The following is a 23,996-nucleotide window of genomic DNA, read 5'->3' on the forward strand; positions in this document are numbered from 1 at the left end:
ATCGTCATGAGCGAATTGGCAATCGAACTGAAGGGCATCGACAAGAGCTTCGGCCTCGTCCACGCCAACCGGAACATCAACCTGAAGGTCCGCAAAGGCACCATTCACGGCATCATCGGCGAAAACGGCGCCGGCAAATCCACCCTCATGTCGATCCTCTACGGCTTCTACCAGGCCGACCACGGCGACATCCTGATCAACGGCGAGAAGGTCAATATCCGCGACCCGAACGCCGCTATCGCCGCCGGCATCGGCATGGTCCACCAGCACTTCATGCTGGTCGAGAACTTCACCGTGCTCGAAAACATCATGCTCGGCGCGGAAGAGAGCCAGATCCTCAATGCCGGCATCACCAAGGCGCGCGCCGAACTGAAGCGGCTGGAGAAGGAATATGCGCTGGAAGTCGATCCCGACGCGGTGATCGAGGAACTGCCGGTCGGCATCCAGCAGCGCGTGGAAATCCTCAAAGCCCTTTACCGCAAGGCCGACATTCTCATCCTCGACGAGCCGACGGGCGTGCTGACGCCGGCCGAGGCCGACCATCTCTTCCGCATCCTCCAGCAGCTCAAGGAGCAGGGCAAGACGGTCCTTCTCATCACCCACAAGCTGCGCGAGATCATGGCGATCACCGACGAGGTTTCCGTCATGCGCCGCGGCGAGATGGTCGCGACGCGCACCACGAAGGAGACCTCCGTCGAGGAGCTGGCCGAGCTGATGGTCGGCCGCCGCGTTCTGCTGCGCGTCGAGAAGGGCGAGGCCAAGCCCGGCGACGTGAAGCTCTCCGTCAAGAACCTCACCGTGCGCGACAGCCGCGGCGTGACCATGGTCGACGACGTTTCCTTCGATCTCAGGGCCGGCGAGATCGTCGGCATCGCGGGTGTCGCCGGCAACGGCCAGTCGGAACTGCTGGAGGCGATCTCCGGCATTCATCGCGCGACGTCCGGCACGGTGCTGCTCAACGGCCGCCCCGTCGACGTGACGGGCAATGCCGACCCGGCGGACCTGCGCAAATGCGGCCTCGCCCATGTGCCGGAGGACCGCCATCATGTCGGCCTCGTGCTGAAATTCGAGGAGAGCGAGAACGCCATCCTCGGCTATCACGACGATCCGAAATACCGGAAGGGCCTGCTGCTCGATATCGACGCCATTCGCGCCGAGGCCGAGGAGAAGATCGCCGCCTACGACATCCGCCCGCCGAACCCGCGATTGAAGACCGCCAATTTCTCCGGCGGCAACCAGCAGAAGATCGTACTGGCGCGCGAGATGGAGCGCAGCCCCGACGTGCTGATCATCGGCCAGCCGACGCGCGGCGTCGATGTCGGCGCTATCGAATTCATTCACAGGCGCATCATCGAGATGCGCGACCAGGGCAAGGCCGTGCTGCTCGTCTCGGTGGAACTCGACGAAATCCGTGCGCTGTCCGACCGTATTCTGGTGATGTTCGCCGGCCGCGTGGTCGGCGAGCGCGCCCCCGATGCCTCTGAAGGAGAACTCGGCCTGCTGATGGCCGGTGTGGAAGGCTCGAAGGAGGCCGCCGAATGAGTGTTCCCTATGCGAAACTGCCGGCCTGGGCCGAATACGGCCTGATCCCGCTGGTCAACCTCGCCGTCGCCTTCCTGATTTCCGGTCTCGTCGTGCTGATCGTCGGCGAAAGCCCGCTGGAAGCCGCCTATCACATGATCAACGGCGCTTTCGGGCGCGGCGAATATATCGGCTTCACGCTCTACTATACGACGACCTTCATCTTCACCGGCCTTGCCGTGGCGGTCGCCTTCCATTGCGGCCTCTTCAATATCGGCGGCGAGGGGCAGGCTTATATCGGCGGCATCGGCGTGGCGCTCGCCTGCCTCGCCTTCGATCGCACCTTGCCCTGGTATCTCGTCTTCCCCATCGCCATCGTGGGCGCGGCCTTCTTCGGCGCGCTCTGGGCGATGATCCCCGGCTGGCTGCAGGCCAAGCGCGGCAGCCATATCGTCATCACGACGATCATGTTCAACTTCATCGCCGCAAGCCTCATGAACTACCTGCTCAACAAGGTGTTCAAGCCGCTCGGCAACATGTCGCTGGAAACCCGCACCTTCGAGGCCGGCGGCCAGCTTCCCAAGCTCGACTGGCTGATGTCGATCTTCGGCCTTTCCGTCGGCTCCGCGCCGTTCAACATCTCCTTCCTGCTGGCGCTTGTCGCCGCCTTCGGCGTCTGGGTGCTGATCTGGCGCACGAAGCTCGGCTACGAGATGCGCACCATGGGCCACAGCCCGGCGGCCGCGCGCTATGCCGGCATCAAGGAGGCGAAGATCATCGTCATCGCCATGATGATTTCCGGCGGCCTTGCCGGTATGATGGCGCTGAACCCGATCATGGGCGAGCAGTTCCGCATGCAGCTCGATTTCGTGCAGGGCGCGGGCTTCGTCGGCATCGCCGTGGCGCTGATGGGTCGCTCGCATCCGGCGGGCATCATTCCCGCCGCGCTGCTCTTCGGCATGCTCTATCAGGGTGGGGCGGAAATCTCCTTCGAGATGCCCTCCATCTCCCGCGACATGATCGTCATCATCCAGGGTCTCGTCATCCTCTTCGCCGGCGCGCTCGAACACATGTTCCGCCCCGCCATCACGCGCATCATCCTCGGCCTTTCGCCGAAGACCGGCGATGTCGCCGCCACCAAGGGAGCCTGATCCATGGATTTCTTTCAGGTCTTCATCGAGCTTGCGCAGTCGACCGTCCGTCTCTCGACGCCGCTGATCCTCGCCGCCCTTGCCGGTCTCTTCACCGAACGGGCCGGCGTCTTCGACATCGGCCTCGAGGGCAAGATGCTGGGCGCGGCCTTCGCCGCCGGCTCCGTCGCCTATATCACCCAGTCGGTCTATATGGGCCTTGGCGCCGCCATCCTCGTCTCGGTGCTGCTGGCGCTGGTGCATGGCTATGCCTCGATCACCCAGCGCGGCAGCCAGATCGTCTCGGGCGTGGCCATCAACTTCGTCGTCGCCGGTTCCACGGTCATTCTCGGCGAGGCCTGGTTCCGCCAGGGCGGGCGCACGCCGGCGCTTTCGGCCGACGGCCGCTTCGGCACGATCAAGCTGCCGTTTGCGGATGCCGTGCGGGAGGTGCCGATCCTCGGCCAGATCTATTCCGGCCTGCTCTCCGGCCATTCGCCGCTCACCTATCTCGCCTTCCTGATGGTGCCGGCGAGCTGGTGGATCCTCTACCGCACGCGCTTCGGCCTGCGCCTTCGCGCCGTCGGTGAAAATCCGGGTGCGGTCGACACGGCCGGCATCTCTGTCATCTGGCTGCGCTACCGCGCCGTCATCTGCTGCGGCATCCTGTGCGGCATTGCCGGCGCTTACCTGTCGCTTGCCGCCAATGCCGGCTTCACCAAGGGCATGACGGCGGGCAAGGGCTATATCGCGCTTGCCGCGCTGATCTTCGCCAAGTGGCGGCCGAAGAACATCCTCTTCGCCTGCCTGCTCTTCGGCTTCCTCGACGCCTTCGCCATCCGCTACCAGGGTTATGCCTTCCCGCTGATCGGCAAGGTGCCGGTACAGCTCATGCAGGCGCTGCCCTATATCCTCACGGTGATCCTGCTTGCAGGCTTCATCGGCAAGGCCATTCCGCCCAAGGCCGGCGGCGTGCCCTATGTGAAGGAACGATAGAATGTCCCACGACCTCTTCGAGGCGGCGCGCGCGGCGATGAGCTTCGCGCACGCGCCCTATTCCAAGTTCCCCGTCGGTGCGGCGATCCGCGCCGAGGACGGGAAAATCTATGCCGGCGCGAATATCGAGAACCTCTCCTTCCCGCAGGGTTGGTGCGCCGAGCCGACCGCGATCAGCCACATGATCATGGCCGGCAACAAAAAGATCGTCGAGATGGCGGTCATCGCGGAAAAACTGCCGCTCTGCCCGCCCTGCGGTGGCTGCCGGCAGAAGATCGCGGAATTCGCCACGGCCAAGACGCCGATCTATCTGTGCGACGAGACCGGCGTGAAGAAGACCATGACCATGGAAGAGCTGCTGCCGCACAGCTTCGCGACGGACATCCTCGGATGAGCGGCGCGACCACGGACCTGTTGCTCTCGCGCCTCGGCGGCGTTGCGCCGCGCTACGGCATCGTGCTTGGCTCCGGCCTCGGCACGCTGGTTGAGGCGGTCGAGAATCCCTTGCGCATTCCCTATTCGGACCTGCCGAGCTTCCCGGTCAGCTCCGTCTCCGGCCATGCCGGCGAGATGGTCATCGGCACGCTCGGCGGCGTGCCGGTCATCATGCTGTCCGGCCGTGTGCATTTTTATGAAAAGGGCGACGCCAATGCCATGCGCGCGCCCATCGAGGTGCTGAAGGGGCTCGGCGTCACCTCGCTGATCCTCACCAATTCGGCCGGCTCGCTGCGCGAAGACATGCCGCCCGGCTCGGTGATGCGCATATCCGACCACATCAATTTTTCCGGCACCAACCCGCTGATCGGCCTTGAGAGCGACGACCGCTTCGTCGGCATGACGAATGCCTATGACGCGGACCTTGCTGCGCGCATGGACGCGGCGGCGGCAAAGCTCGATATCCCGCTTTCGAGCGGCGTCTATATGTGGTTCTCCGGCCCGAGCTTCGAGACGCCGGCGGAAATCCGCATGGCGCGCGTCTTCGGCGCGGACGCCGTGGGCATGTCGACGGTGCCGGAAGTGCTGATCGCCCGCCATCTCGGCCTCAAGGTCGCGGCGGCCTCCGTCATCACCAACTACGGCGCCGGCATGACGGGCGCCGAACTCAGCCATCACGAAACGAAGGATATGGCCCCGATCGGCGGAAAGCGGCTCGCCGCGATCCTCGCCGGGATGATCGCGGGCGGAGGCAATGACCATGCTTGAGGAAACCGCAAAGAAGACGCTCTCGCTGCTGGACCTGACGGACCTGACCGACACTTGCGACGCGGCCGCTATCGAAAAACTCTGCCAGCAGGCGCAGACGCCCTTCGGCACGACCGCCGCCATCTGCATCTGGCCGCGTTTCGTGGCGCAGGCGCGGGGCATTCTCGGCGCTGGCCATGCGGTGAAGATCGCCACGGTCGTCAACTTCCCCTCCGGCGACCTTGCCGTCGCGGATGTGGTTGCCGAAACGCAGAGGGCGATTGCCGATGGCGCGGACGAGATCGACCTTGTCATTCCCTACCGCGCCTTCCTCGCCGGCAATGAGGCGGCGGTGACGGAGATGGTGACGGCGGTGAAGGCCGCCTGCACGCCGCCCGTCATCCTGAAGACCATTCTGGAAACCGGCGAGATCGAGGATGTGGCGCTCATCCGCCGGGCATCCGATCTTGCCATCGCCGCCGGCAGCGATTTCATCAAGACCTCGACGGGCAAGGTCGCCGTCAACGCCACGCTCGATGCCGCCGGGATCATGCTGACGGCGATCCGGGAAAGCGGCAAGCCGGTCGGCTTCAAGCCGGCGGGCGGCGTGCGCACCGTGGGCGATGCCCGCGACTACCTCGCGCTTGCCGCCTCGATCCTCGGCGAAGGCTGGGCAACGCCCAAAACCTTCCGCTTCGGCGCCTCGGGCCTGCTCGGCGACATTCTTTCCGTGCTCGGCGGCCAGCCCGCGCCCTCCGCGCCCGCGAGCTACTGATGCTGCCGCAGGAGACGATCCGCCGCAAGCGGAACGGTGAGCCGCTTTCCCGCGAGGAGATCGCCCGCTTCATCGCCGGCATCACCGATGGCAGCGTCTCCGAAGGGCAGGTGGCGGCTTTCGCCATGGCGGTGTGGTTCAAGGGTATGGCGCGCGAGGAGACCGTCGCGCTGACGCTGGCCATGCGCGATTCGGGCGACGTGCTCGACTGGTCGGATATCGACCGGCCGATCGCCGACAAGCATTCCACCGGCGGCGTCGGCGACAATGTCTCGCTGATGCTCGCGCCCATCGCGGCAGCCTGCGGCCTTGCCGTGCCGATGATCTCGGGCCGCGGCCTCGGCCATACCGGCGGCACGCTGGACAAGCTGGAATCGATCCCCGGCTATACGATCATGCCGTCCGCCGCTCTCTTCCGCCGCACCGTCAAGGATGTCGGCTGCGCGATCATCGGCCAGACGGCGGCGCTCGCGCCGGCCGACAAGCGCATTTATGCCATCCGCGACGTCACGGCGACGGTCGATTCCGTGCCGCTGATCACCGCCTCCATCCTTTCGAAAAAACTCGCCGCCGGCCTCCGGTCGCTGGTGCTGGACGTCAAGGTCGGCAACGGGGCCTTCATGGCGGATGCGGCCGAGGCCGAGGTGCTGGCCCGTTCGCTGGTCGAGGTGGCGAACGGGGCGGGTGTGAAGACCTCCGCCCTCATCACCGACATGAACCAGCCGCTCGCGGATGCGGCGGGCAATGCCGTCGAGATCGCAAATTGCCTCGCCTTCCTCAAGGGCGAGAAGGCCGGGACGCGGCTGGAGCGGATCGTGCTCGCCTTCGCGGCGGAAATGCTGGTCTCATCGGGACTGGAAGCCGATCTGGCTGCCGCCGAGGCAAAGGCGATGCGGGCGCTTTCGAGCGGCGCGGCGGCCGAGGTCTTCGGCCGCTTGGTGCATGCGCTCGGCGGGCCTGCCGATATCGTGGAACGGGCGGATACTTATCTCGCGGCCGCCCCGGTCATTCGCCCGGTCTTTGCCGCCGAAAGCGGCTATCTTGCGTCATGCGACACGCGGGGCATCGGCCTTGCCGTCATCGAGCTTGGCGGCGGGCGCAGCCGGCCGGACGATGCCATCGACCATCGCGTCGGCTTCGACCGCCTTCTGCCACTCGGCACCAGGGTTGAAAGGGGCATGGAGATCGGCCGCGTGCATGCGGCGAACGAGGCCGATGCCGCTCGCGGGGTGGAACGGCTCGGCGCGCTTTATCGCGTGAGCGCGGAAGCGCCGGCTTCTGCGGCGGAAATCCTGACGCGCATCAGCGCGTGAGGCGCAGCTTACCCTCTTCGACCTTGTAAGAGGAGAGGGCCTTCAGGAAGCTCATGCCGATCAGCGTGCCGGACAACGCCTTGTCCTCCAGCACCATGGCCCCGACATTCTCGATGCGCACCGGGCCGATCTCGATCCTGTCGAGGCGGATATAGGCGGCGCGGGCCTTGCCGTTGGCGGTGTCGACCGCATAGCGGAAATCGAGGTCTGCCCTGTCGATGCCGATGCGCTGGGCTGTCGAGAGATTGAGCGCCACCATGCTCGCGCCCGTATCCACCATGCCCTCTTCCTTGCGGCCATTGATGGAGAAGAGGCCGGTGAAATGGCCGTTGGCGTCGCTGCCGATCACGGCGCTGCGATTGCCGGTGTAGCGCGCGGCGTCCTGGCTCGCCGGGGCGGAAACCGTCTCGATCCTGGCCTCTTCCGGCGCCTTGCCGGTCGCGGCGAGATAGCGGGTCGCAAGGTCCGGCACGAAGGTGGCGGCCGCGATGACGGAACCGACGACAAGGACGAGGCTGCGAACGAACATGGGGTGGTCTCCGGGAGGATTTGTCCCGAAATAGCACGCCCCTCGCTAACGGACGGCAAAAGGGGCGCTTTCGGGCGCCCCTCTCCACGATCTTCGTTCGGTTTGGTAAAGGCGGGGTTAACCCGTCACTTCGTGCCGTACATGCGGTCGCCGGCATCGCCGAGGCCGGGCACGATATAGCCCTTCTCGTTGAGCTGGCGGTCGATGGAGGCGGTGTAGACCGGCACGTCCGGGTGATGGGCGCGGAAGCTCTTGATGCCTTCCGGCGCGGCCAGCAGGCAGAGGAAGCGGATATTGGTCGCGCCGCGGGCCTTCAGCGTGTCGATGGCGGCGATGGCGGAATTGCCGGTCGCCAGCATCGGGTCGACGACGATGACGAGGCGCTCGTCGATGCTGTCGGGAGCCTTGAAGAAATATTCGACGGCTTCCAGCGTCTCGTGATCGCGGTAGACGCCGATATGGGAGACGCGGGCCGAGGGCACCAGCTCCAGCATGCCTTCCAGCAGGCCGTTGCCGGCGCGCAGGATCGAGGCGAAGACCAGCTTCTTGCCTTCGAGGACCGGCGCGTCGATCACTTCCAGCGGCGTCTCGATGCGCGCGGTGGTGAGCTCCAGGTCGCGGGTGACTTCGTAGCAGAGCAGCGTCGAGATTTCACGCAGCAGGCGGCGGAAACTGCCCGTGGACGTCTCCTTCTTGCGCATGATGGTCAGCTTGTGCTGCACGAGCGGGTGATCGATGACTGTAACGCCGTCCATGGCCAACCTTCCGAAAACAAGTGATGCCTTCTTTTTCCACGGAACGGCGGCCCGCCGCAAGAGAAGAGAGCCGGCGGGAAGCAACATCCCCAGCCGGCTGCGTCCCCTAGAGGCGTGAAAGCAGCCGCTGGCGCGTCGGCTCGTCCACGAAGGCCGCCTCGATGGCGGTGCGCGTCATGCCGCGGATGTCTTCGTCGCTGAAGCCCATGACGGTCGAGGCGACCTCGTATTCGCGGGCGAGCGAGGTGTGGAAGAAGGGCGGGTCGTCGGAATTGAGCGTGACGCGCACGCCGGCCTCATGCAGCGCTCGCAGCGGGTGGCTCTCGAAATCCGGGAAAACGCTGAGGGAAATGTTGGAGCCGGGGCAGACTTCCAGCACCACGCCCTCGTCCGCCAGCCGTTTCACGAGGTCCGCATCCTCGATGGCGCGCACGCCGTGGCTGATGCGCGAGGGACGCACACGGTCGAGCGCGTCGCGCACGCTGAAGGCGCCCGAAAGCTCGCCGGCATGGATGGTGATGCCGAGGCCGGCATCGCGGGCGATGTCGAAGGCGCGGGTGAAATCGGCGACGCGGTGCATGCGCTCCTCGCCGGCAAGGTTGAAGCCGGTGATCAGGGGATGCGGCCGGCGTGCGGCATATTCCGCCGCCTTCACCACACGCTCTGGGCCGAAATGGCGGATGCCGACGACGATAAGGCGTGTTTCGATGCCGGTCTTCACCTTGGCCCGCTCGGCCCCTTCGGCAAGACCGCGCATATAGGCGTCCGCGCCGATGCCGACCGCGTCGCCCTGGTCGGGCGAGGCGATCAGCTCGCTGTAGATGGCGCCTGCCTCTGCGATCTCGGTCAGGTAGGTTTCTGCGAGCAGCGCGTAATCCTCCTCCGTACGGAAGAGGTTGGCGGTGGCGTCATAGCTCTGTACGAAGCTGGTGAAGTCCTGCCAGGAATATTCGCCGTCCTTGATGAAGCTGGATGTGTCGACGCCGTAGCGCTTCGCCTGGGTGGCGGCGAGGGCAGGGGGCGTCGCGCCTTCGATATGGCAATGAAGCTCCGCCTTGGGCATGGTTTTCGTCACAAAAAGCTCCTTCCGTGCGGCCCCTGCGGGATGCCGAGATGGCGGGCGATGCTTTCGCCGATATCGGCGAAGGTGCTGCGGGTCTCGATGAGGCGCGAGCGCAGGCCTGGGCCGAAGCTGAGGATCGGCACGCGCTCGCGCGTATGGTCCGTGCCGCGCCAGGTGGGGTCGCAGCCATGGTCGGCCGTCAGGATGACGATGTCGCCGGGCTTCAGCTTGCGGTCCACCTCCGGCAGGCGGCGGTCGAAGGCCTCGAGCGCGGCGGCATAGCCCGCTACGTCGCGGCGGTGACCGTAGAGCATGTCGAAATCGACGAAATTGGTGAAGACGAGATCGCCGTCCTTCGCCTCGTCCATCACGCGCAGCGTTGCGTCGAACAGCGCCATGTTGCCGTTCGCCTTGGTGAGCGTGCTTATCCCCTGATGGGCGAAGATATCGCCGATCTTGCCGACGGCATGCACGGTGCGTCCGGCTTCCGTCAGCCGGTCGAGCAGGGTCGGCTCGGGCGGCAGGACGGAATAGTCGCGGCGGTTGCCGGTGCGCTCGAAGGTCTCTGGCGTTTCGCCGAGGAAGGGTCGCGCGATGACCCGGCCGATGCGCCCGCCCGGCCGCTCGTCGAGGATCTTTCGTACGGTCTCGCAGAAGGCCAAGAGGCGGGCGAGGCCGAAATGCACCTCGTGCGCGGCGATCTGGAAGACCGAATCGGAGGAGGTGTAGCAGATGGGCTTGCCGGTGCGGGTATGCTCCAGGCCATGGCGGGCGATGATGTCGGTGCCGGAGGCGTGGCAATTGCCGAGGATGCCGGGCACGTTGCCGGCGCTGCAGATTGCCTCCACAAACTCCGGTTCGAAGGCGTTGCCCTCGACGGGGAAATAGCCCCAGTCGAAGGAAACGGGCGTGCCGGCAATCTCCCAGTGGCCGGACGGCGTGTCCTTGCCGTTCGACACTTCGCTTGCCGCGCCGTGATAGCCGAAGACGCGCTGCGGAACGTCCATGCCCTGTGGGAAGCGTCCCGTCGCGGCGCGGGCCGCATGCAGCAGCCCGAGCGCCGACATGTTGGGAAGCCTCAGCGGCCCCTGCCTCAGACCCGGCCTGTCGGCCGCGCCGGCCGCGCAGAATTCGGCGATATGGCCGAGCGTGTCCGCGCCGAGATCGCCGAATGCCCCGGCGTCAGGCCCGCCACCGATGCCGAAGGAATCGAGAACGAAGAGAAAGGCTCGCGCCATGGATCACCTGCCGTCTGTCCGCATCCCAAAGGAAATGGCATGGCGGCGGCGAAGGGTTCAAGCGAAATCGCGCCTTTCAGCAATCGGTGCAGGAGATGCTATCGCCCTGGCGGGCGCGGAAAAAGCTCGTCTTGCGAAGCGTGATCTCGTTGATGCGCGAGGACAGGTTGGGCGCCATCAGCAGGATTGCATGCTGCATCTCGAACTCCGTGCGCACGATGAAGCCCTGTTTCGCCACGGTGTTCGCAGGCAGCGTAACGGCGTCGCCCTTGGTGTAGGGCGTCCCCTCGGTTTCGTTGGCCGCTCCGCTTGCGCGCGACCATTGCCGCGACCACGCGACCGTCGCGTTGCCGCCGGCATCGATGGTGATGCCGGTCATCTTCAGGCTGTAGACATTCTGCGCGAAGGGCGCGACGACGCTCCGGGTGACTTCCTTCATGGCGGCGAGCATCGTCGTGTTTGTCTTGTCGACGCGCGTCAGCAGGTCGGAAACGTTGCTGGAGGCGCGGGCGACCTTGCGCGCGGCCGTGATGCCCACGGTGATCTCGAAGGCGCCGATATAGGTCATGATGAGGAGTGGCGCGACGATCACGAACTCGATGGCGCCCACACCGCGGCGGTCGTCGATGAAGCGGCGCAGCATCCGGAGGAAGCCCTTGCCGGTCTTTGGGCTGGAGGTGGGCCGGGACATCATTTGTAGTCCTCGGTCTGCACGATGGTCGTTGCGACCATCAGGTAGTTGCGGGTCGAGCCATCGGCGGCCGTGACGTTGGAGAGCAGGGGACGTACGACATCCGTGATGATGTCCCAGCGATAATAGGCGCGCACGATGTTGATGGATTTCTTGCCGCCCGGCGCGAATTTGAAGGCGGCCGTGTCGAGATTGTCCTCGACGATGGAAACCGCCGGGGTGATGTCGGCGTAGCTCGCGAAGCTTTCCACATGGATGAAGAGCCTGTCCTCGGTCTGCGCCTCGGTGTCTGAGCAGGGCATGAGGAGCTTGATTTCCTCGCAGAATGCCTCGCGATATGCCGCCCTGTCCGTATTGGTGGAGGTAATGATGCCGGTCCGTATCCTGCGCGCCATAGTCTCGTTGGCGTTGGCGAAGAGCTGTTCGGCCGAGAAGGCCAGAAGGGTCTCGAGCGAGGCGAAGACGATGATGAAGAATGGCAGGGCAAGCAGGGCGAATTCGATCGCCGTCGCGCCGTCGCGGCGGGTGAGGAAACGCCTGAACAGTCCGTTCATCGACCGTCGGCGGCTTTCTGCATCATGATCGGGCGACATCGCGATCCGTTCCGAGGCTGCTGGAAGCCCCGACAGTAGCGGACAGAGCGTTTATATTTCGTGTGCGCGGCCGCGAGAAACCGAAGGGTTTCCCGTTTATGGACGTGCGGTATCAGCCACCGTCCGTCTTGGAGGCGTGTACTTCGCAGTTCGGGGTGCAGGACAGCACGGAGCGGTCCGTCTGCCGGAAGACGCGCACGGTATTGCCCTCGTCGATGGATACGAGGATGCGCTCATCGACGATCGCATTGCCGTCGGCATCGAGCAGGACGAGGTTCGTCGTTCCGAAATTGCGGCCGGTCAGCACGATGGTCTGGGCGTCGGCCACGGTCGCATCGGCCACCTTGGCGTTGCCGACGATCACCTTGCTGACGGGCCGGTCGAGCCGCAGCACGCGGGCATGGTCCATGTAGACGCGCAGATAGGGTTCCTCCGCGCTCGCGGCGACGGTCGTCGCCAACAGGACGAGGGCGGTCGTCGCAAGCTTTGCTGCGTTCGCGGTAAGGGTCCAGTCGCGTCCCATAAACAGTCATCCCGGCAAGTAACTGGCTGCAGCATCGCCCGGAATGGTGAATGAAGCTTTAAGCCCGAAGGGCGGCGGTCTCGTTTCAACCCTGGCGCTTGTCGCCTGCGCCGCGCGGAATCAAAGGCGGAAAAATGGGAAAACGCGCGAGCGCGCGCTTTGAGAGGGCGTTAACCGATGGGAAACCATAAATCGGGCAATGGCGTGGCAAGGTTGTGTTAACCGAACTCCTTAAGTGGATGGAAATGGCAGGCCTGTAGGTTGCACCCATCCGAACAACGGCAACAGTTGGCGGACGTGCTGAACCAACATCGTGGAGCTAGGAGAATACCATGACCAAGATTTTCGCTCGCCTTCTGAAGGATGAGTCTGGCGCTACCGCCATCGAATACGGCCTGATCGCCGCCCTGATCTCCGTCGCGCTGATCACCGGCGCCACCGCCCTCGGCGGCTCGCTGAACAACATCTTCGATGGTCTTTCGAAGCAGATGGATGCTGCTGAAGAGGCCATGCCGGCAGACCCCACGTAATTCGAGCCAAGCTCGACGCGAAAGCCGCCCTCACGGGCGGCTTTCTGCTTTCCGGCATTAGCCTTTCCGAAACGGATCGGGCGCATCATCCGATCCGACAAAAGGAGATCATCGTGACCCAGGCCATCATCTTCGTCGTATTTCCGCTCTGCCTTGCGATTGCGGCCTGTTCCGATCTCTTCACGATGCACATTCCCAACCGGGTCCCGGCGATCCTGCTGGCTGCATTCTTCGTCGTCGCCCCGCTTGCCGGCCTCGGTTTGACCGATATCGCCATGCATGTGGCGGCCGGTCTCATCGTCTTCTCCGTCTGCTTTGCGCTCTTCGCCTTAAACATCATGGGCGGCGGCGATGCGAAGCTGCTGACGGCCAGCGCCGTCTGGTTCGGGATGACCTTCTCGCTTTTCGAGTTTCTTCTCCTCGTATCGGTCTTCGGCGGCGTGCTGAGCCTTGCGATCATCAGGCTGCGCGCGCACACCAACACGATCCTCGCCTCCGGCCTGCCCATTCCCAGCCATCTGGTGCTGGAGAAGAAGGTTCCCTATGGCATCGCCATCGGCATCGCGGCCTTCATGACCTATCCGGCCTCACCGCTGATGCTCGCCGCCCTCGGCGGCTGACAACGCTTTCCGAACGGCTGCATGTCCGGCGGGCGGCAGGAATGCCGCCCTGAACGCGTTTGTGCAAATTGTGCCGTCAACCGGCCGTTAACCATACCTGTAAGGCGACTATTAACCATAATTACACCATTGCCGGTCAATGTGGGCGGATAGGCGACTCCGCAGCTCAGGAACAACCACATGAAACCGGCGCGAATCATCATTCTGGCAGTAGCCGTCGTTTCGGCGGGCGTTGCGGGCCTGCTTGCCCTGCAGGTCGCCCGCGGTGGGCGCGTGATGACGCGGACCGAAACCGTCGTCGAGCGCGAACCCACGATCAACGTGCTCGTCGCCAAGGAAAGCCTGCCGATCGGCGCGCGCCTCAACCCGGGCACGGTCGCCTGGGCGGCCTGGCCGAAGGGGTCGATCGTCGATGGCTTCATCACCGACCAGAGCCGGCCGGACGCGGTGGAGGCGCTGGACGGCGCCATCACGCGCCTGCCGATCTTCAACGGCGAGCCGATCCGCCAGGAGAAGATTGCCGATTCGTCGAACCGGATCATGTCCTCGCTGCTGCCGTCCGGCAAACGCGCCGTGGCGACGGAGATTTCCGTGGCGACGGGCGCGGGCGGCTTCGTGCTGCCGAACGACCGCGTCGACGTCATCATGGTGCGCAAGGGCGATACCGGCGGCTACGTGACCGAGACCGTGCTGTCCAATGTGCGGGTTCTCGCCATCGACCAGCAGATCCAGGAAAAGCCCGACGGCTCGAAATCGGTCGTCGGCAACACGGCCACGCTCGAACTCAACCCGGACCAGACCAGGGTGATCATGGTCGCCCAGGAAATGGCCGAGCGCCTGTCGCTGGCGCTGCGCTCCGTCGCGGATGCGCAGGAGCCGGACAATGGCGCGGCCGACTACCTGCTCAGCGGAAAAGACGGTGCGCCGCAGGTGCAGATCATCAAGACCGGTGAAATCGTCGGCTCCAAGCCGGCCGCAGAATAATAACGATCAGGAGCTGAACCCGTGTTTGGTATTGCCAGAACTTTTAGAGCTTCTGTCGCAGGCGGATTGAGTTTCTGCCTGGCGTTCTCCGGCCTGCCCGCCGCGCCGTCCCTGGCCGAGGCGGCGACGCCGTCGGTCATCCGCATCCAGGACAGCGGCCCCGGCGCGCGCAAGTCGATCCGGCTCGGTCTCAACAAGGCCATCGTCATCGACCTGCCGAGCGATGCGCACGACATTCTCGTCGCCGACCCGGTGAAGGCGGACGCCGTGACGCGCACCTCGCGCCGTATCTATCTCTTCGGCAAGGAAGTCGGCCAGACCAACATCTTCGTCTTCGGCCCGAACGGCGAGGAAATCGTCAGCATCGACCTCAATGTGGAGCGCGACGTCGACGGGCTTCAGGCGAATCTGCGCCGCTTCATCCCTGATTCCGATATCCAGGTCGAGATCATTTCCGACAACATCGTCCTCAGCGGCACCGTACGCACGCCGCAGGACTCCACGCAGGCGGTGAACCTCGCGCAAATCTTCCTCAAGGGCGGCGAAGCGGCGACCCGCAAGCTGAGCGACAACGACGAGACGGTTATTCTCGGCGGCGGCCGGGAATCGCAGGTCGTCAACATGCTGCGCGTCGAGGGCGAGGATCAGGTCACGCTGAAGGTGACCGTCGCGGAAATCCGCCGCGAAGTGCTCAAGCAGCTCGGCTTCGACAACACGTTCCAGCGCCTTCCCGGCGCTTCCGGCTCCGGCCTCGAGACGCTGATCTTCGATACGACCAGCAGCGGCGTCGCCGGCAATGTCGTTGGCAATATCGGCAAGCTCGGCATCGACACCGCCCTCAGCGCACTCGAACAGGCAAAAGCCATCCGCACGCTGGCCGAGCCGACCCTGACGGCGGTTTCCGGCCAGTCCGCGACCTTCAATTCCGGTGGCGAGCGTCTCTACTCCGTGTCGGACGGCGACGGCGGCACCCGCATCGAGACCTACCAGTACGGTATCTCGCTCGGCTTCACGCCCACCGTGCTTTCCTCGGGCCGTATCGGCCTACGCATCAAGACGAAGGTCTCCGAACCTGTTCTCGACGCGAAGGGCGCGGTCGGTGAATACCGCCGCCGCGACGCGGAGACGGTCGTCGAGCTTCCGTCGGGCGGTTCCATCGCACTGGCGGGCCTCATCCGCGACGAGACGCAGCAATCCGTGTCCGGCACGCCGGTCGCCTCCAAGGTTCCGGTGCTCGGCGCGCTGTTCCGCCACAAGGCCATCGAGCGCAACGAGACCGAACTGGTGATCATCGCCACGCCCTATCTGGTCAAGCCCGTCGCCCGCAACGCCCTGGCGCGGCCGGACGACAATTTCAACGCGGCCAACGACGCCGCCAGCGTCTTCCTCGGCCAGGTGAACCGGCTCTACGGCCAGAAGAACGGACTGCCGGCCCAGCGCTACGAAGGCAGCGTCGGGTTCATCTACAAATGATCGGGTGCGACGTGACGAAGGGACGGGCCCAGCCAATGGCAAACGAAATGCACAGCACCGGAAAGAACCGCCGCATGAACCGCAATCCGAAGCGCAACGCCGCGCTCCTGGCCATGGCCGCCATCATCGCGGTCGCTTCGGGCTGCGCCAATGCCGACCGCACGACGACCGGCTCCCTGCCGGACGACTACCGTACCCGCCATCCGATCGTCGTCGGCGAGCAGGAGCGGACGATCGATATCCCCATCGCCACGGGCGCGACGCGGCTGACCCGCGGCCAGAGCGAGGTGATCGCCGGCTTCGCGGACCGTTACTCCAACGAATCCTCCGGCATGTTCCGCATCGTCGTGCCGCAGGGATCGCGCAACGACGCGGCGACCACAGTGGCCGCGCGCCAGATCCGCAAGGTTCTTGCCAGCCAGGGCATACCGGCCAAGCGGGTGCTCATCGAAAGCTATTCCGCGCCCGATCCGGAGGAGGCCGCGCCGATCCGGCTCAGCTATTTCGCCATTGCCGCCTCGACGGCGCCCTGCGGCCAGTGGCCGGAGGATATCCTGTTCAACACCACCGAGAACAAGAACTACTACAATTTCGGCTGCGCCACGCAGAACAACCTTGCCGCCCAGATCGCCGATCCGAACGATCTTCTCGGCCCGCGCCGCATGACGCCGGCAGACGCCATGCAGCGCGGCAAGGCGCTGGAGCGTTACCGCGAAGCCTATACGAGCATGTGAGGATCGTGACGATGCCTTCCCACTCCCCGAGCAAAGCCAGGGTAACGCCATGAGCACGGTTGACTACGACTTCGACAACGGGCGGATGCAGGACGCAGCGGATGAGACGGTCCGTGCCGCGGACCTGGAGGCCCTGCGTCCGCTGCCGCGCATCTCCGTGCATGCCTTCTGCGAGAGCGAGGCGATGCTGCGCATGATGGAGCGCTGCGGGCAGGACCGCCGCATGGCGAAGGTGAGCCTGAAGGTTTCCAGCGCCAGCGTCGCGGCGGCGGCCAGCATGTTCGCCTCCGCGCCGACGCCCAATCTCCTGATTCTCGAAACCTCGGCGCAGCCGGGCGACATCATGGATGAGCTCGCGCCGCTTGCCGAGGTATGCGATCCCAGCACCAAGGTGATCATCGTCGGGCGCTACAACGACATCCCGCTCTACCGCGAGCTTATCCGCAACGGAATTTCCGAATATATGGTCGGGCCGGTCGGCATGGCCGATGTGCTGAACGCCATGGCGGCGATCTTCATCGACCCGGACGCCGAGCCGCTCGGCCGCTCCATCGCCTTCATCGGCGCCAAGGGCGGGGTCGGTTCCTCGACCATCGCGCATAACTGCGCCTTCGACATTTCCAGCCTGTTCCAGACCGAGGTGATCCTCGCCGACCTGGACCTGCCCTATGGCACGGCCAATATCGATTTCGACCAGGACCCGCCGCAGGGCCTTTCCGAGGCGATCTTCGCGCCGGAACGTCTCGACGAGGTCTTCCTCGACCGCCTGCTGGCCAAATGCTCCGAGCATCTTTCGCTGCTTGCCGCCCCTTCCATGCTCGACCGCGCCTACGATCTCGAGCGCGGCGCGTTCCAACCGGTGCTCGAAGTGCTCCAGCGCAGCGCGCCGGTAACGGTGCTCGACGTGCCGCATGCCTGGTCGGAATGGACGCGCACGCTGCTGTCGGAGGTCGACGAGCTGGTCATCACGGCCGTGCCCGATCTTGCCAACCTGCGCAACGCCAAGAACATGATCGACGCGCTGAAGAAGCTCAGGCCGAACGACAAGCCGCCGCACCTGATCCTCAACCAGGTCGGCATGCCGAAGCGCCCGGAAATCGCCCCTGCCGATTTCTGCGAGCCGCTCGGCGTCGAGCCGGTCGCGATCATCCCCTTCGACGCCCAGCTCTTCGGCACGGCGGCCAATAGCGGCCGCATGATCGCGGAGATGGATCGCAAGTCGCCGACGGCGGAGACCTTCTCGCAGATCGCCCATCTGGTGACGGGACGCGCGACGGTGAAGAAACCCAAAAAGGCCGGCCTCGGCAAGATGCTCGGCCTGCTCGGACGGAAGTAGCCCATAGGGGCGATGCAACAGACTGGATGAAGCGGCATGTTCGGCAAGCGCGGCAATGAAGGTTCCGGCAAGAGCGGCACGATGGGTCAGACGGCCCATGCCGTGCCCGCGGCCGCCACGACGGTAACGGCCGAGCGGCCCGTCGCCGCCGCGCCCGCGCAGCCCGTCTTCGAGCCGGCTCCGCCCCCGGCGGCCGCGCCGGCCGCCGCCGCTACACGCCGCCGCGTGGCGCGCACGGAAGACTACTACGACACCAAAAGCCAGGTCTTCTCCGCGCTCATCGACACGATCGACCTGTCGCAGCTCGCCAAGCTGGACACGGAAAGCGCGCGCGAGGAAATCCGCGATATCGTCAACGACATCATCACGATCAAGAATTTCGCGATGTCGATCTCCGAGCAGGAGGAATTGCTCGACGACATCTGCAACGACGTTCTCGGCTACGGCCCGCTGGAGCCGCTCCTGGCGCGCGACGACATTGCCGACATCATGGTCAACGGCGCGGGCAAGACCTATATCGAAGTGGGTGGCAAGGTGCAGGAATCGGAAATCCGCTTCCGTGACAACGCCCAGCTTCTTTCCATCTGCCAGCGCATCGTCAGCCAGGTCGGCCGCCGCGTCGACGAATCCAGCCCGATCTGCGACGCGCGCCTTCCCGACGGCTCGCGCGTCAACGTCATCGCCCCGCCGCTCGCCATCGACGGCACGGCGCTCACCATCCGCAAGTTCAAGAAGGACAAGCTGACGCTCGACCAGCTCGTGCGCTTCGGCTCGATCACGCCGGAAGGCGCCGCGCTCCTCCAGATCATCGGCCGCGTGCGCTGCAATCTCGTCATCTCCGGCGGCACTGGCTCGGGCAAGACGACGCTGCTCAACTGCCTCACCAACTATATCGACCGGGACGAGCGGGTCATCACCTGCGAGGACTCGGCCGAACTCCAGCTTCAGCAGCCGCATGTCGTGCGTCTCGAAACCCGCCCGCCGAATATCGAGGGCGAGGGCGAGATCACCATGCGCGACCTCATCAAGAACTGCCTGCGCATGCGTCCCGAACGCATCATCGTCGGCGAAGTGCGCGGACCGGAGGTCTTCGACCTGTTGCAGGCGATGAACACCGGCCACGACGGCTCCATGGGCACGATCCACGCCAACACGCCGCGCGAATGCCTCTCCCGTATGGAATCGATGATCGCCATGGGCGGCTACACGCTGCCGGCCAAGACCGTGCGCGAGATCATCGCCGGCTCCATCGACGTCATCATCCAGGCCTCGCGCCTGCGCGACGGTTCGCGCCGCATCACCCACATCACCGAAGTGGTCGGCATGGAAGGCGACGTCATCGTCACGCAGGACCTGATGCGCTTCGAGTTGCAGGGCGAGGACGCCAACGGCCGGATCATCGGCCAGCACATGGGCACGGGCATCGGCAAGCCGCATTTCTGGGATCGCGCCCGCTATTTCAACGAGGACAAGCGCCTGGCGGCGACGCTCGACGCGATGGAAAAGCCGTAAGGGGCAGGGATGTTCGGACTGGATATCACCATCGTCGCGATTTTCGCGCTGGCCGCACTCTCCACCGCGGGCCTCGCCTACGGCCTGCTCTTCTCGCGTATCGAGGCGCAGAAGAAGACGGAAATCCGTGTCCGCCGCGTGCAGGCCAGCGAGACGGACCAGGCCCGGGCGAAGGTCGCGCGCGACCGCATGCAGGAGCTTTCCAAGCGTCGCCGGTCGGTGCAGGAATCCCTGAAGGATCTCGAAAAGAAGCAGCAGGAACAGACCAAGCGTGTCGCGACGACGCTCAAGGCGAAGCTTGCGCAGGCGGGCCTGTCGCTCACGCCCGCGAAATTCTATGTGTTCAGCGTCGTCTTCGGCCTCTTCGCCCTCGTGGTGACGCTTCTGGCGGGCGCGGGCCTGCTGGTGTCGCTCGGTGTCGGCTTCATCGCCGCGGCGGGTTTTCCCCGCTGGTTCGTCGGCTTCCTCATCAAGCGCCGGCTGAACAAGTTCCTAGAGGAGTTTCCCAACTCGCTCGACGTCATGGTGCGCTCGATCAAGTCGGGCCTGCCGCTGACCGACGCGCTCCGGCTGATCGCGTCCGAGGGGCAGGAGCCGGTGCGCACGGAGTTCCGCAAGGTCGTCGAATCCCAGCAGGTCGGCCTCAGCGTGTCCGAGGCCTGCGCGCGCATGTTCACCAGCATCCCGCTGCAGGAAGTCAATTTCTTCTCGATCGTCATCGCCATCCAGAGCCAGGCGGGCGGTAACCTTTCCGAAGCGCTCGGCAACCTTTCGCGCGTGCTGCGCGAACGCCGCAAGATGCGCGCCAAGGTCAGCGCGCTCTCGATGGAAGCCAAGGCCTCGGCGGTCATCATCGGCGCCCTGCCGTTCATCGTGACGCTGCTCGTCTACCTCACCTCGCCGGGCTACATCATGATCCTGTTCACGGATCCGCGCGGCCATATCATCCTCGGCATTTCCGCGGTGTGGATGTCCATCGGCATCTTCGTGATGCGCAACATGATCAATTTCGACATCTAGGATATCCGGTCATGGTCGCCCTGCTCACCGATCCAGCCTTCCTTCTCCCGGCCTTCGTGGTGATCGCCGTGCTGGCGACCTTCTATACGCTCGCCGCACCCTATTTCGACCGCGGCGACCTCGACAAACGCATGAAGGCGGTGGCGCTGGAACGCGAGCAGATGCGTGCGCGCGAACGCGCCCGCCTCAATGCGGAAGCCGTGCAGAGCAAGGCCTCGCTGCGCGCCCAGCACAACACCTCGGTCCGCCAGGTCGTGGAGCGGCTGAACCTGCGCGAGGCGCTGGTCGACGCCAACACGATGAACCGGCTGCGGCAGGCGGGCTACCGGTCCCAGAACGCCCTCAACGTCTTCCTCTTCGCGCGCTTCGTTCTGCCCTTCGTCTTCCTGGCGCTCGCCATCTTCTACATCTTCTATCTCGGCTTCCTCGGTGACAAGCCGTTCCCGATGCGCGTCCTTGCGACGGTCGTCATCGCCTATATCGGCTTCTACGTGCCCAACATCTTCATCTCCAACAAGGTGTCGAAGCGCCAGACGTCGATCCGCCGGGCCTGGCCGGATGCGCTCGACCTCATGCTGATCTGCGTGGAATCGGGCATTTCCATCGAAGTGGCCTTCAAGCGCGTCGCCGACGAGATCGCCATGGCCTCGCCGGAACTGGCCGAGGAGCTGGTGCTCACCACGGCCGAGCTTTCCTTCCTGCAGGAGCGGAGGCAGGCCTATGAAAACCTCGGCACGCGCGTCGGTCTCGACACGGTGAAAGCGGTCACGCAGGCCCTCATCCAGGCCGAGCGCTACGGCACGCCGCTCGCCCAGGCGCTGCGCGTGCTGGCGCAGGAATGCCGCGACCAGCGCATGAACGAGGCGGAAAAGAAGGCCGCTGCCCTGCCGCCGAAGCTGACCGTGCCGATGATCCTGTTCTTCCTGCCCGTGCTGATCGCCGTCATTCTCGGCCCCGCCGGCATCCAGGTTTCCGACCGCTTCTAAAATAAAAGCTCTACCGACATGAAAACGCCCAGGTCGACGCTCGTGTCGGCCGGGGCGTTTGCGTCTTGGGAGGGACGCTTTGGGTCTCAGTTGGTGCTCCGGCTGTCGTCGGCCGCCAGTTTCTTCCAGGCGTTCTGCTGGGTCAGCATGGCGCGCAGATACGCGACATTGGCCTCGGCCTGCGCGGCGGTCAGCTCCTGCCGGGCGATGGTCTCGGCTTCCTGGAAGCGGCCCTGCAGGCCGACGGCGAGCGCGAGGTTCTGGCGCACGCCGCTGTCGGCGCCGGGTTGCTGGGCGGCCGAGCGCAGATAGGTCTCGGCAGTCTTCAGGTCCCGGGCCAGCACATAGGACATGCCGAGATTGGAGAGGACCGAAGGCTCGTTCGGCTGGATGTCGAGCGCTTCGCGGTAACGCTGGCGCGCTTCGCCCGAGCGGCCGAGCTGGTCGAGGATCGCGCCCTCGGCCGATTTCAGCTTCCAGTCCGGCCGGTCCGGGGTCTGGGCGCGCAGGATCGTGTCCAGCGCCTGCTGGAGCTGGCCGGCGGCGGCCTGCGCCTTGCCGTAGGCGGCGAGCACTTCGCGGTTGTTGGGGTTGTTGATGGCGACCTGCTGCATGACGGCGAGCGCCTGGTCGTTGCGCCCGTTCATGCGCAGCACGCTGGCATAGTTCATGCCGACCTGCGGGTCCTTGGGGTTCTTCTCATAGGCCTGACCGATGCTGTCGGCGGCGCTGCGCAGCTCCGTCGCGTTCATCGTGCCGACCGGCTTGCCGCTGTTCGGGATGGAGCCGGTGGTCATGTTGCTCTTGCCGGCACAGCCTGTGACCGCGACGCCGATGGCAAGAAGGGCTGCGCCCGTAAGGAGCGTCGAGCGAATGGAAGGAGGGCAAGCGGCCATGATCAGTCCCCGAAGCGATTTCCGCATCCCGCGGCGGTTAATGAATCACGCCGCAATCTCCGCTCCAGCAATAATCTGTTAACCCTAACAGAGTGTTAATTGCCCTCGTTCAGAGATTCGCTCCAAAGGTTCCGCCATGGCCCCCTTCCAGTTCATCGACCGGCCCTCTCCTTTCAACACGAAAGGCGGCAGGACCCTGCCGATCTTCGCCATCACGCCGGCCCATATCGAGACCGGGACGATCGATCCGATCGCGCTCGACTGGGCCAAGAAGGCCGGCTTCAAAGCGGAGGCGGGCGCGCTCCTGATGGTGCCGACCGAAGACGGGCATCTCGGTGGCGCGCTGTTCGGCCTCGGCAAGAACCCGTCGGACGCACCCTTCCTGACGGGCAAGCTCGCGCGCACCCTTCCGGCCGGCGACTGGCATATAGAGACCGCGCCGCTGACGGCGAACCGCCTTTCCCTCGGCTACGGCCTCGGCAGCTACCGTTTCGAGCGCTACAAGGCCTCCGCCTCCGAAGCGCCGACCCTGCTCATTCCGACCGATGCCGACGCCACGGACATCAAGCGCCAGCTCGCCGGCGTCTTCCTTGCCCGCGACCTCATCAACACGCCGACAAACGATATGGGGCCGGAGGCGATGGAGGATGTCTTCCGCGCCCTCGGCGAGCATTACAAGGCGAAGGTCTCGGTGATTACCGGCGAGGATCTGCTCAAGGAGAATTTCCCGCTCATCCACACGGTTGGCCGTGCCGCCGCGCAGGCCCCGCGCCTGCTCGAACTGCGCTGGGGCAAGAAGGGCGGCAAGCGCGTGACGCTGGTCGGCAAGGGCGTGTGCTTCGATACCGGCGGCCTCGACATCAAGCCGTCCTCCTCCATGCTCCTGATGAAGAAGGACATGGGCGGCGCGGCGAATGTCATGGGCCTTGCGCTGATGATCATGGACGCCAAGCTGAAGGTGGATCTGCGCGTGCTGCTGCCGGTGGTGGAGAACTCCATTTCCGCCAACGCCTTCCGCCCCGGCGACATCTACAGGAGCCGCAAGGGCCTGACGGTGCAGATCGACAATACCGATGCCGAGGGCCGGCTGATCCTTGCCGACGCGCTCGCCTATGCGGACGAGGAGGATGCCGACCTCATCGTCGACATGGCGACGCTGACGGGCGCGGCCCGCGTTGCGCTCGGCCCCGACCTGCCGCCCTTCTTCACCGATGACGAGGATCTTGCCCACGACCTCACCGAGGCGAGCCTTGCGGTGGACGACCCGATGTGGCGCATGCCGCTCTATATGGGCTATGACAAGGACGTCTCCGCCCGCATCGCCGACCTTACCAACGCCCCTTCGGGCGGCATGGCGGGCTCGATCACGGCGGCGCTCTTCCTCAAGCGCTTCGTGACGCGCAACAAGCACTGGGCGCATTTCGACATCTACGGCTGGGCGCAGGCCGAGCGGCCGCATTCGCCCGTCGGCGGCGAGGCGCAGGCGATCCGCGCGCTCTACCACCACCTGCGCAACGTCACCGCATAGGCGCAGAGCTTTCCTTCGGGCGAATGATACGGTAGCGTAACGAAATCATTCGCCCGGGAGAAACCGCC

The 23,996-nt window shown here is 65.1% G+C and carries 25 protein-coding genes; 17 read left to right on the forward strand and 8 right to left on the reverse strand.

All coding sequences use genetic code 11. The features are described from left to right. The first annotated feature begins 6 nt into the window (after positions 1 to 6). From K8M09_RS18950 to deoA, 7 genes are read left to right on the forward strand one after another with little or no spacing between them, the layout of a single operon-like run. A complete protein-coding gene (locus K8M09_RS18950) occupies positions 7 to 1,542 on the forward strand; it encodes an ABC transporter ATP-binding protein (protein WP_160787278.1) in 1,536 nt (511 codons plus the stop codon). Beyond that, on the forward strand, positions 1,539 to 2,672 hold the full coding sequence (locus K8M09_RS18955) for an ABC transporter permease (protein ID WP_160787279.1): 1,134 nt from the start codon (positions 1,539 to 1,541) through the stop codon (positions 2,670 to 2,672). The genes K8M09_RS18950 and K8M09_RS18955 overlap by 4 nt, the downstream gene beginning before the upstream one ends. A gap of 3 nt (positions 2,673 to 2,675) precedes the next feature. Beyond that, positions 2,676 to 3,647, forward strand: coding sequence for an ABC transporter permease (locus K8M09_RS18960; protein ID WP_160787280.1), 972 nt, complete (start codon positions 2,676 to 2,678; stop codon positions 3,645 to 3,647). A 1-nt stretch (position 3,648) separates the two neighbouring features. Next, on the forward strand, positions 3,649 to 4,041 hold the full coding sequence (locus K8M09_RS18965) for a cytidine deaminase (RefSeq protein WP_160787281.1): 393 nt from the start codon (positions 3,649 to 3,651) through the stop codon (positions 4,039 to 4,041). Then, positions 4,038 to 4,850: a purine-nucleoside phosphorylase gene (locus K8M09_RS18970; protein WP_160787282.1), complete on the forward strand. Its 813-nt coding sequence runs from the start codon at positions 4,038 to 4,040 to the stop codon at positions 4,848 to 4,850. The genes K8M09_RS18965 and K8M09_RS18970 overlap by 4 nt, the downstream gene beginning before the upstream one ends. Continuing rightward, complete coding sequence (gene deoC, locus K8M09_RS18975; protein ID WP_380734870.1) at positions 4,843 to 5,604, forward strand: deoxyribose-phosphate aldolase; 762 nt, start codon at positions 4,843 to 4,845, stop codon at positions 5,602 to 5,604. The genes K8M09_RS18970 and deoC overlap by 8 nt, the downstream gene beginning before the upstream one ends. After that, positions 5,604 to 6,917 (forward strand): thymidine phosphorylase, encoded by a 1,314-nt coding sequence (deoA, locus tag K8M09_RS18980; RefSeq protein WP_160787284.1) that lies wholly within the window; start codon positions 5,604 to 5,606, stop codon positions 6,915 to 6,917. The genes deoC and deoA overlap by 1 nt, the downstream gene beginning before the upstream one ends. Here deoA and K8M09_RS18985 read toward each other — a convergent pair. The 7 genes from K8M09_RS18985 to K8M09_RS19015 form a co-directional block, all read right to left on the reverse strand. Then, on the reverse strand, positions 6,907 to 7,446 hold the full coding sequence (locus K8M09_RS18985; RefSeq protein ID WP_160787285.1) for a TIGR02281 family clan AA aspartic protease: 540 nt from the start codon (positions 7,444 to 7,446) through the stop codon (positions 6,907 to 6,909). The genes deoA and K8M09_RS18985 overlap by 11 nt on opposite strands. A gap of 125 nt (positions 7,447 to 7,571) precedes the next feature. Continuing rightward, entirely contained in the window at positions 7,572 to 8,201 is a 630-nt protein-coding gene (upp, locus tag K8M09_RS18990; protein WP_160787286.1) for a uracil phosphoribosyltransferase, read from the reverse strand. 106 nt (positions 8,202 to 8,307) lie between these two features. Further along, positions 8,308 to 9,264: an adenosine deaminase gene (locus K8M09_RS18995; RefSeq protein WP_170299554.1), complete on the reverse strand. Its 957-nt coding sequence runs from the start codon at positions 9,262 to 9,264 to the stop codon at positions 8,308 to 8,310. A gap of 8 nt (positions 9,265 to 9,272) precedes the next feature. Next, the gene (locus K8M09_RS19000) at positions 9,273 to 10,502 is read right to left on the reverse strand and encodes a phosphopentomutase (RefSeq protein WP_160787288.1); all 1,230 of its coding nucleotides are present in this window, start codon (positions 10,500 to 10,502) and stop codon (positions 9,273 to 9,275) included. A gap of 76 nt (positions 10,503 to 10,578) precedes the next feature. Then, positions 10,579 to 11,196 (reverse strand): TadE/TadG family type IV pilus assembly protein, encoded by a 618-nt coding sequence (locus tag K8M09_RS19005; protein WP_160787289.1) that lies wholly within the window; start codon positions 11,194 to 11,196, stop codon positions 10,579 to 10,581. Further along, complete coding sequence (locus tag K8M09_RS19010) at positions 11,193 to 11,747, reverse strand: TadE/TadG family type IV pilus assembly protein (RefSeq protein WP_229342019.1); 555 nt, start codon at positions 11,745 to 11,747, stop codon at positions 11,193 to 11,195. The genes K8M09_RS19005 and K8M09_RS19010 overlap by 4 nt, the downstream gene beginning before the upstream one ends. A gap of 151 nt (positions 11,748 to 11,898) precedes the next feature. After that, entirely contained in the window at positions 11,899 to 12,309 is a 411-nt protein-coding gene (locus K8M09_RS19015) for a pilus assembly protein N-terminal domain-containing protein (protein ID WP_160787291.1), read from the reverse strand. Positions 12,310 to 12,641: 332 nt separating this feature from the next. Between K8M09_RS19015 and K8M09_RS19020 the strand changes: the two genes are divergently transcribed. From K8M09_RS19020 to K8M09_RS19060, 9 genes are all read left to right on the forward strand, one after another. After that, entirely contained in the window at positions 12,642 to 12,839 is a 198-nt protein-coding gene (locus K8M09_RS19020) for a Flp family type IVb pilin (RefSeq protein WP_160787292.1), read from the forward strand. Positions 12,840 to 12,952: 113 nt separating this feature from the next. Further along, positions 12,953 to 13,459 (forward strand): A24 family peptidase, encoded by a 507-nt coding sequence (locus K8M09_RS19025; RefSeq protein ID WP_160787293.1) that lies wholly within the window; start codon positions 12,953 to 12,955, stop codon positions 13,457 to 13,459. Between the two features lie 180 nt (positions 13,460 to 13,639). Continuing rightward, positions 13,640 to 14,443: a Flp pilus assembly protein CpaB gene (gene cpaB, locus K8M09_RS19030; RefSeq protein ID WP_160787294.1), complete on the forward strand. Its 804-nt coding sequence runs from the start codon at positions 13,640 to 13,642 to the stop codon at positions 14,441 to 14,443. A gap of 21 nt (positions 14,444 to 14,464) precedes the next feature. Continuing rightward, positions 14,465 to 15,916, forward strand: coding sequence for a type II and III secretion system protein family protein (locus K8M09_RS19035; RefSeq protein WP_160787295.1), 1,452 nt, complete (start codon positions 14,465 to 14,467; stop codon positions 15,914 to 15,916). Positions 15,917 to 15,963: 47 nt separating this feature from the next. Next, positions 15,964 to 16,650 carry a CpaD family pilus assembly protein gene (locus K8M09_RS19040; protein ID WP_160787296.1) on the forward strand — a complete coding sequence of 229 codons (687 nt, stop codon included), beginning with the start codon at positions 15,964 to 15,966 and terminating at the stop codon, positions 16,648 to 16,650. Positions 16,651 to 16,735: 85 nt separating this feature from the next. Further along, entirely contained in the window at positions 16,736 to 17,986 is a 1,251-nt protein-coding gene (locus K8M09_RS19045; protein ID WP_380734959.1) for an AAA family ATPase, read from the forward strand. A gap of 36 nt (positions 17,987 to 18,022) precedes the next feature. Further along, positions 18,023 to 19,498, forward strand: coding sequence for a CpaF family protein (locus tag K8M09_RS19050; protein WP_160787298.1), 1,476 nt, complete (start codon positions 18,023 to 18,025; stop codon positions 19,496 to 19,498). Positions 19,499 to 19,507: 9 nt separating this feature from the next. Continuing rightward, positions 19,508 to 20,518, forward strand: coding sequence for a type II secretion system F family protein (locus K8M09_RS19055; protein WP_160787299.1), 1,011 nt, complete (start codon positions 19,508 to 19,510; stop codon positions 20,516 to 20,518). A gap of 11 nt (positions 20,519 to 20,529) precedes the next feature. Continuing rightward, entirely contained in the window at positions 20,530 to 21,504 is a 975-nt protein-coding gene (locus K8M09_RS19060; RefSeq protein WP_160787300.1) for a type II secretion system F family protein, read from the forward strand. An 86-nt stretch (positions 21,505 to 21,590) separates the two neighbouring features. Here K8M09_RS19060 and K8M09_RS19065 read toward each other — a convergent pair whose 3' ends face one another. Next, positions 21,591 to 22,400 (reverse strand): tetratricopeptide repeat protein, encoded by an 810-nt coding sequence (locus K8M09_RS19065; RefSeq protein WP_160787301.1) that lies wholly within the window; start codon positions 22,398 to 22,400, stop codon positions 21,591 to 21,593. 136 nt (positions 22,401 to 22,536) lie between these two features. On the opposite strand from K8M09_RS19065, the gene K8M09_RS19070 reads away from it, so the two are divergent. After that, positions 22,537 to 23,928, forward strand: coding sequence for a leucyl aminopeptidase family protein (locus K8M09_RS19070; protein ID WP_160787302.1), 1,392 nt, complete (start codon positions 22,537 to 22,539; stop codon positions 23,926 to 23,928). Positions 23,929 to 23,996: the final 68 nt, after the last annotated feature.

Source organism: Shinella zoogloeoides, from assembly GCF_020883495.1.
GTDB classification, from domain to species: Bacteria; Pseudomonadota; Alphaproteobacteria; order Rhizobiales; family Rhizobiaceae; genus Shinella; species Shinella zoogloeoides.

Excerpts from the sequence above, each read along its gene's own strand:
- K8M09_RS18950 (WP_160787278.1), top strand. The coding sequence starts at position 7 with ATGAGCGAATTGGCAATCGAACTGAAGGGCATCGACAAGAGCTTCGGC.
- K8M09_RS18955 (WP_160787279.1), top strand. The coding sequence starts at position 1,539 with ATGAGTGTTCCCTATGCGAAACTGCCGGCCTGGGCCGAATACGGCCTG.
- K8M09_RS18960 (WP_160787280.1), top strand. The coding sequence starts at position 2,676 with ATGGATTTCTTTCAGGTCTTCATCGAGCTTGCGCAGTCGACCGTCCGT.
- K8M09_RS18965 (WP_160787281.1), top strand. The coding sequence starts at position 3,649 with ATGTCCCACGACCTCTTCGAGGCGGCGCGCGCGGCGATGAGCTTCGCG.
- K8M09_RS18970 (WP_160787282.1), top strand. The coding sequence starts at position 4,038 with ATGAGCGGCGCGACCACGGACCTGTTGCTCTCGCGCCTCGGCGGCGTT.
- deoC (WP_380734870.1), top strand. The coding sequence starts at position 4,843 with ATGCTTGAGGAAACCGCAAAGAAGACGCTCTCGCTGCTGGACCTGACG.
- deoA (WP_160787284.1), top strand. The coding sequence starts at position 5,604 with ATGCTGCCGCAGGAGACGATCCGCCGCAAGCGGAACGGTGAGCCGCTT.
- K8M09_RS18985 (WP_160787285.1), bottom strand. The coding sequence starts at position 7,446 with ATGTTCGTTCGCAGCCTCGTCCTTGTCGTCGGTTCCGTCATCGCGGCC.
- upp (WP_160787286.1), bottom strand. The coding sequence starts at position 8,201 with ATGGACGGCGTTACAGTCATCGATCACCCGCTCGTGCAGCACAAGCTG.
- K8M09_RS18995 (WP_170299554.1), bottom strand. The coding sequence starts at position 9,264 with ATGCCCAAGGCGGAGCTTCATTGCCATATCGAAGGCGCGACGCCCCCT.
- K8M09_RS19000 (WP_160787288.1), bottom strand. The coding sequence starts at position 10,502 with ATGGCGCGAGCCTTTCTCTTCGTTCTCGATTCCTTCGGCATCGGTGGC.
- K8M09_RS19005 (WP_160787289.1), bottom strand. The coding sequence starts at position 11,196 with ATGATGTCCCGGCCCACCTCCAGCCCAAAGACCGGCAAGGGCTTCCTC.
- K8M09_RS19010 (WP_229342019.1), bottom strand. The coding sequence starts at position 11,747 with ATGAACGGACTGTTCAGGCGTTTCCTCACCCGCCGCGACGGCGCGACG.
- K8M09_RS19015 (WP_160787291.1), bottom strand. The coding sequence starts at position 12,309 with ATGGGACGCGACTGGACCCTTACCGCGAACGCAGCAAAGCTTGCGACG.
- K8M09_RS19020 (WP_160787292.1), top strand. The coding sequence starts at position 12,642 with ATGACCAAGATTTTCGCTCGCCTTCTGAAGGATGAGTCTGGCGCTACC.
- cpaB (WP_160787294.1), top strand. The coding sequence starts at position 13,640 with ATGAAACCGGCGCGAATCATCATTCTGGCAGTAGCCGTCGTTTCGGCG.
- K8M09_RS19040 (WP_160787296.1), top strand. The coding sequence starts at position 15,964 with ATGCACAGCACCGGAAAGAACCGCCGCATGAACCGCAATCCGAAGCGC.
- K8M09_RS19045 (WP_380734959.1), top strand. The coding sequence starts at position 16,736 with ATGCAGGACGCAGCGGATGAGACGGTCCGTGCCGCGGACCTGGAGGCC.
- K8M09_RS19050 (WP_160787298.1), top strand. The coding sequence starts at position 18,023 with ATGTTCGGCAAGCGCGGCAATGAAGGTTCCGGCAAGAGCGGCACGATG.
- K8M09_RS19055 (WP_160787299.1), top strand. The coding sequence starts at position 19,508 with ATGTTCGGACTGGATATCACCATCGTCGCGATTTTCGCGCTGGCCGCA.
- K8M09_RS19060 (WP_160787300.1), top strand. The coding sequence starts at position 20,530 with ATGGTCGCCCTGCTCACCGATCCAGCCTTCCTTCTCCCGGCCTTCGTG.
- K8M09_RS19065 (WP_160787301.1), bottom strand. The coding sequence starts at position 22,400 with ATGGCCGCTTGCCCTCCTTCCATTCGCTCGACGCTCCTTACGGGCGCA.
- K8M09_RS19070 (WP_160787302.1), top strand. The coding sequence starts at position 22,537 with ATGGCCCCCTTCCAGTTCATCGACCGGCCCTCTCCTTTCAACACGAAA.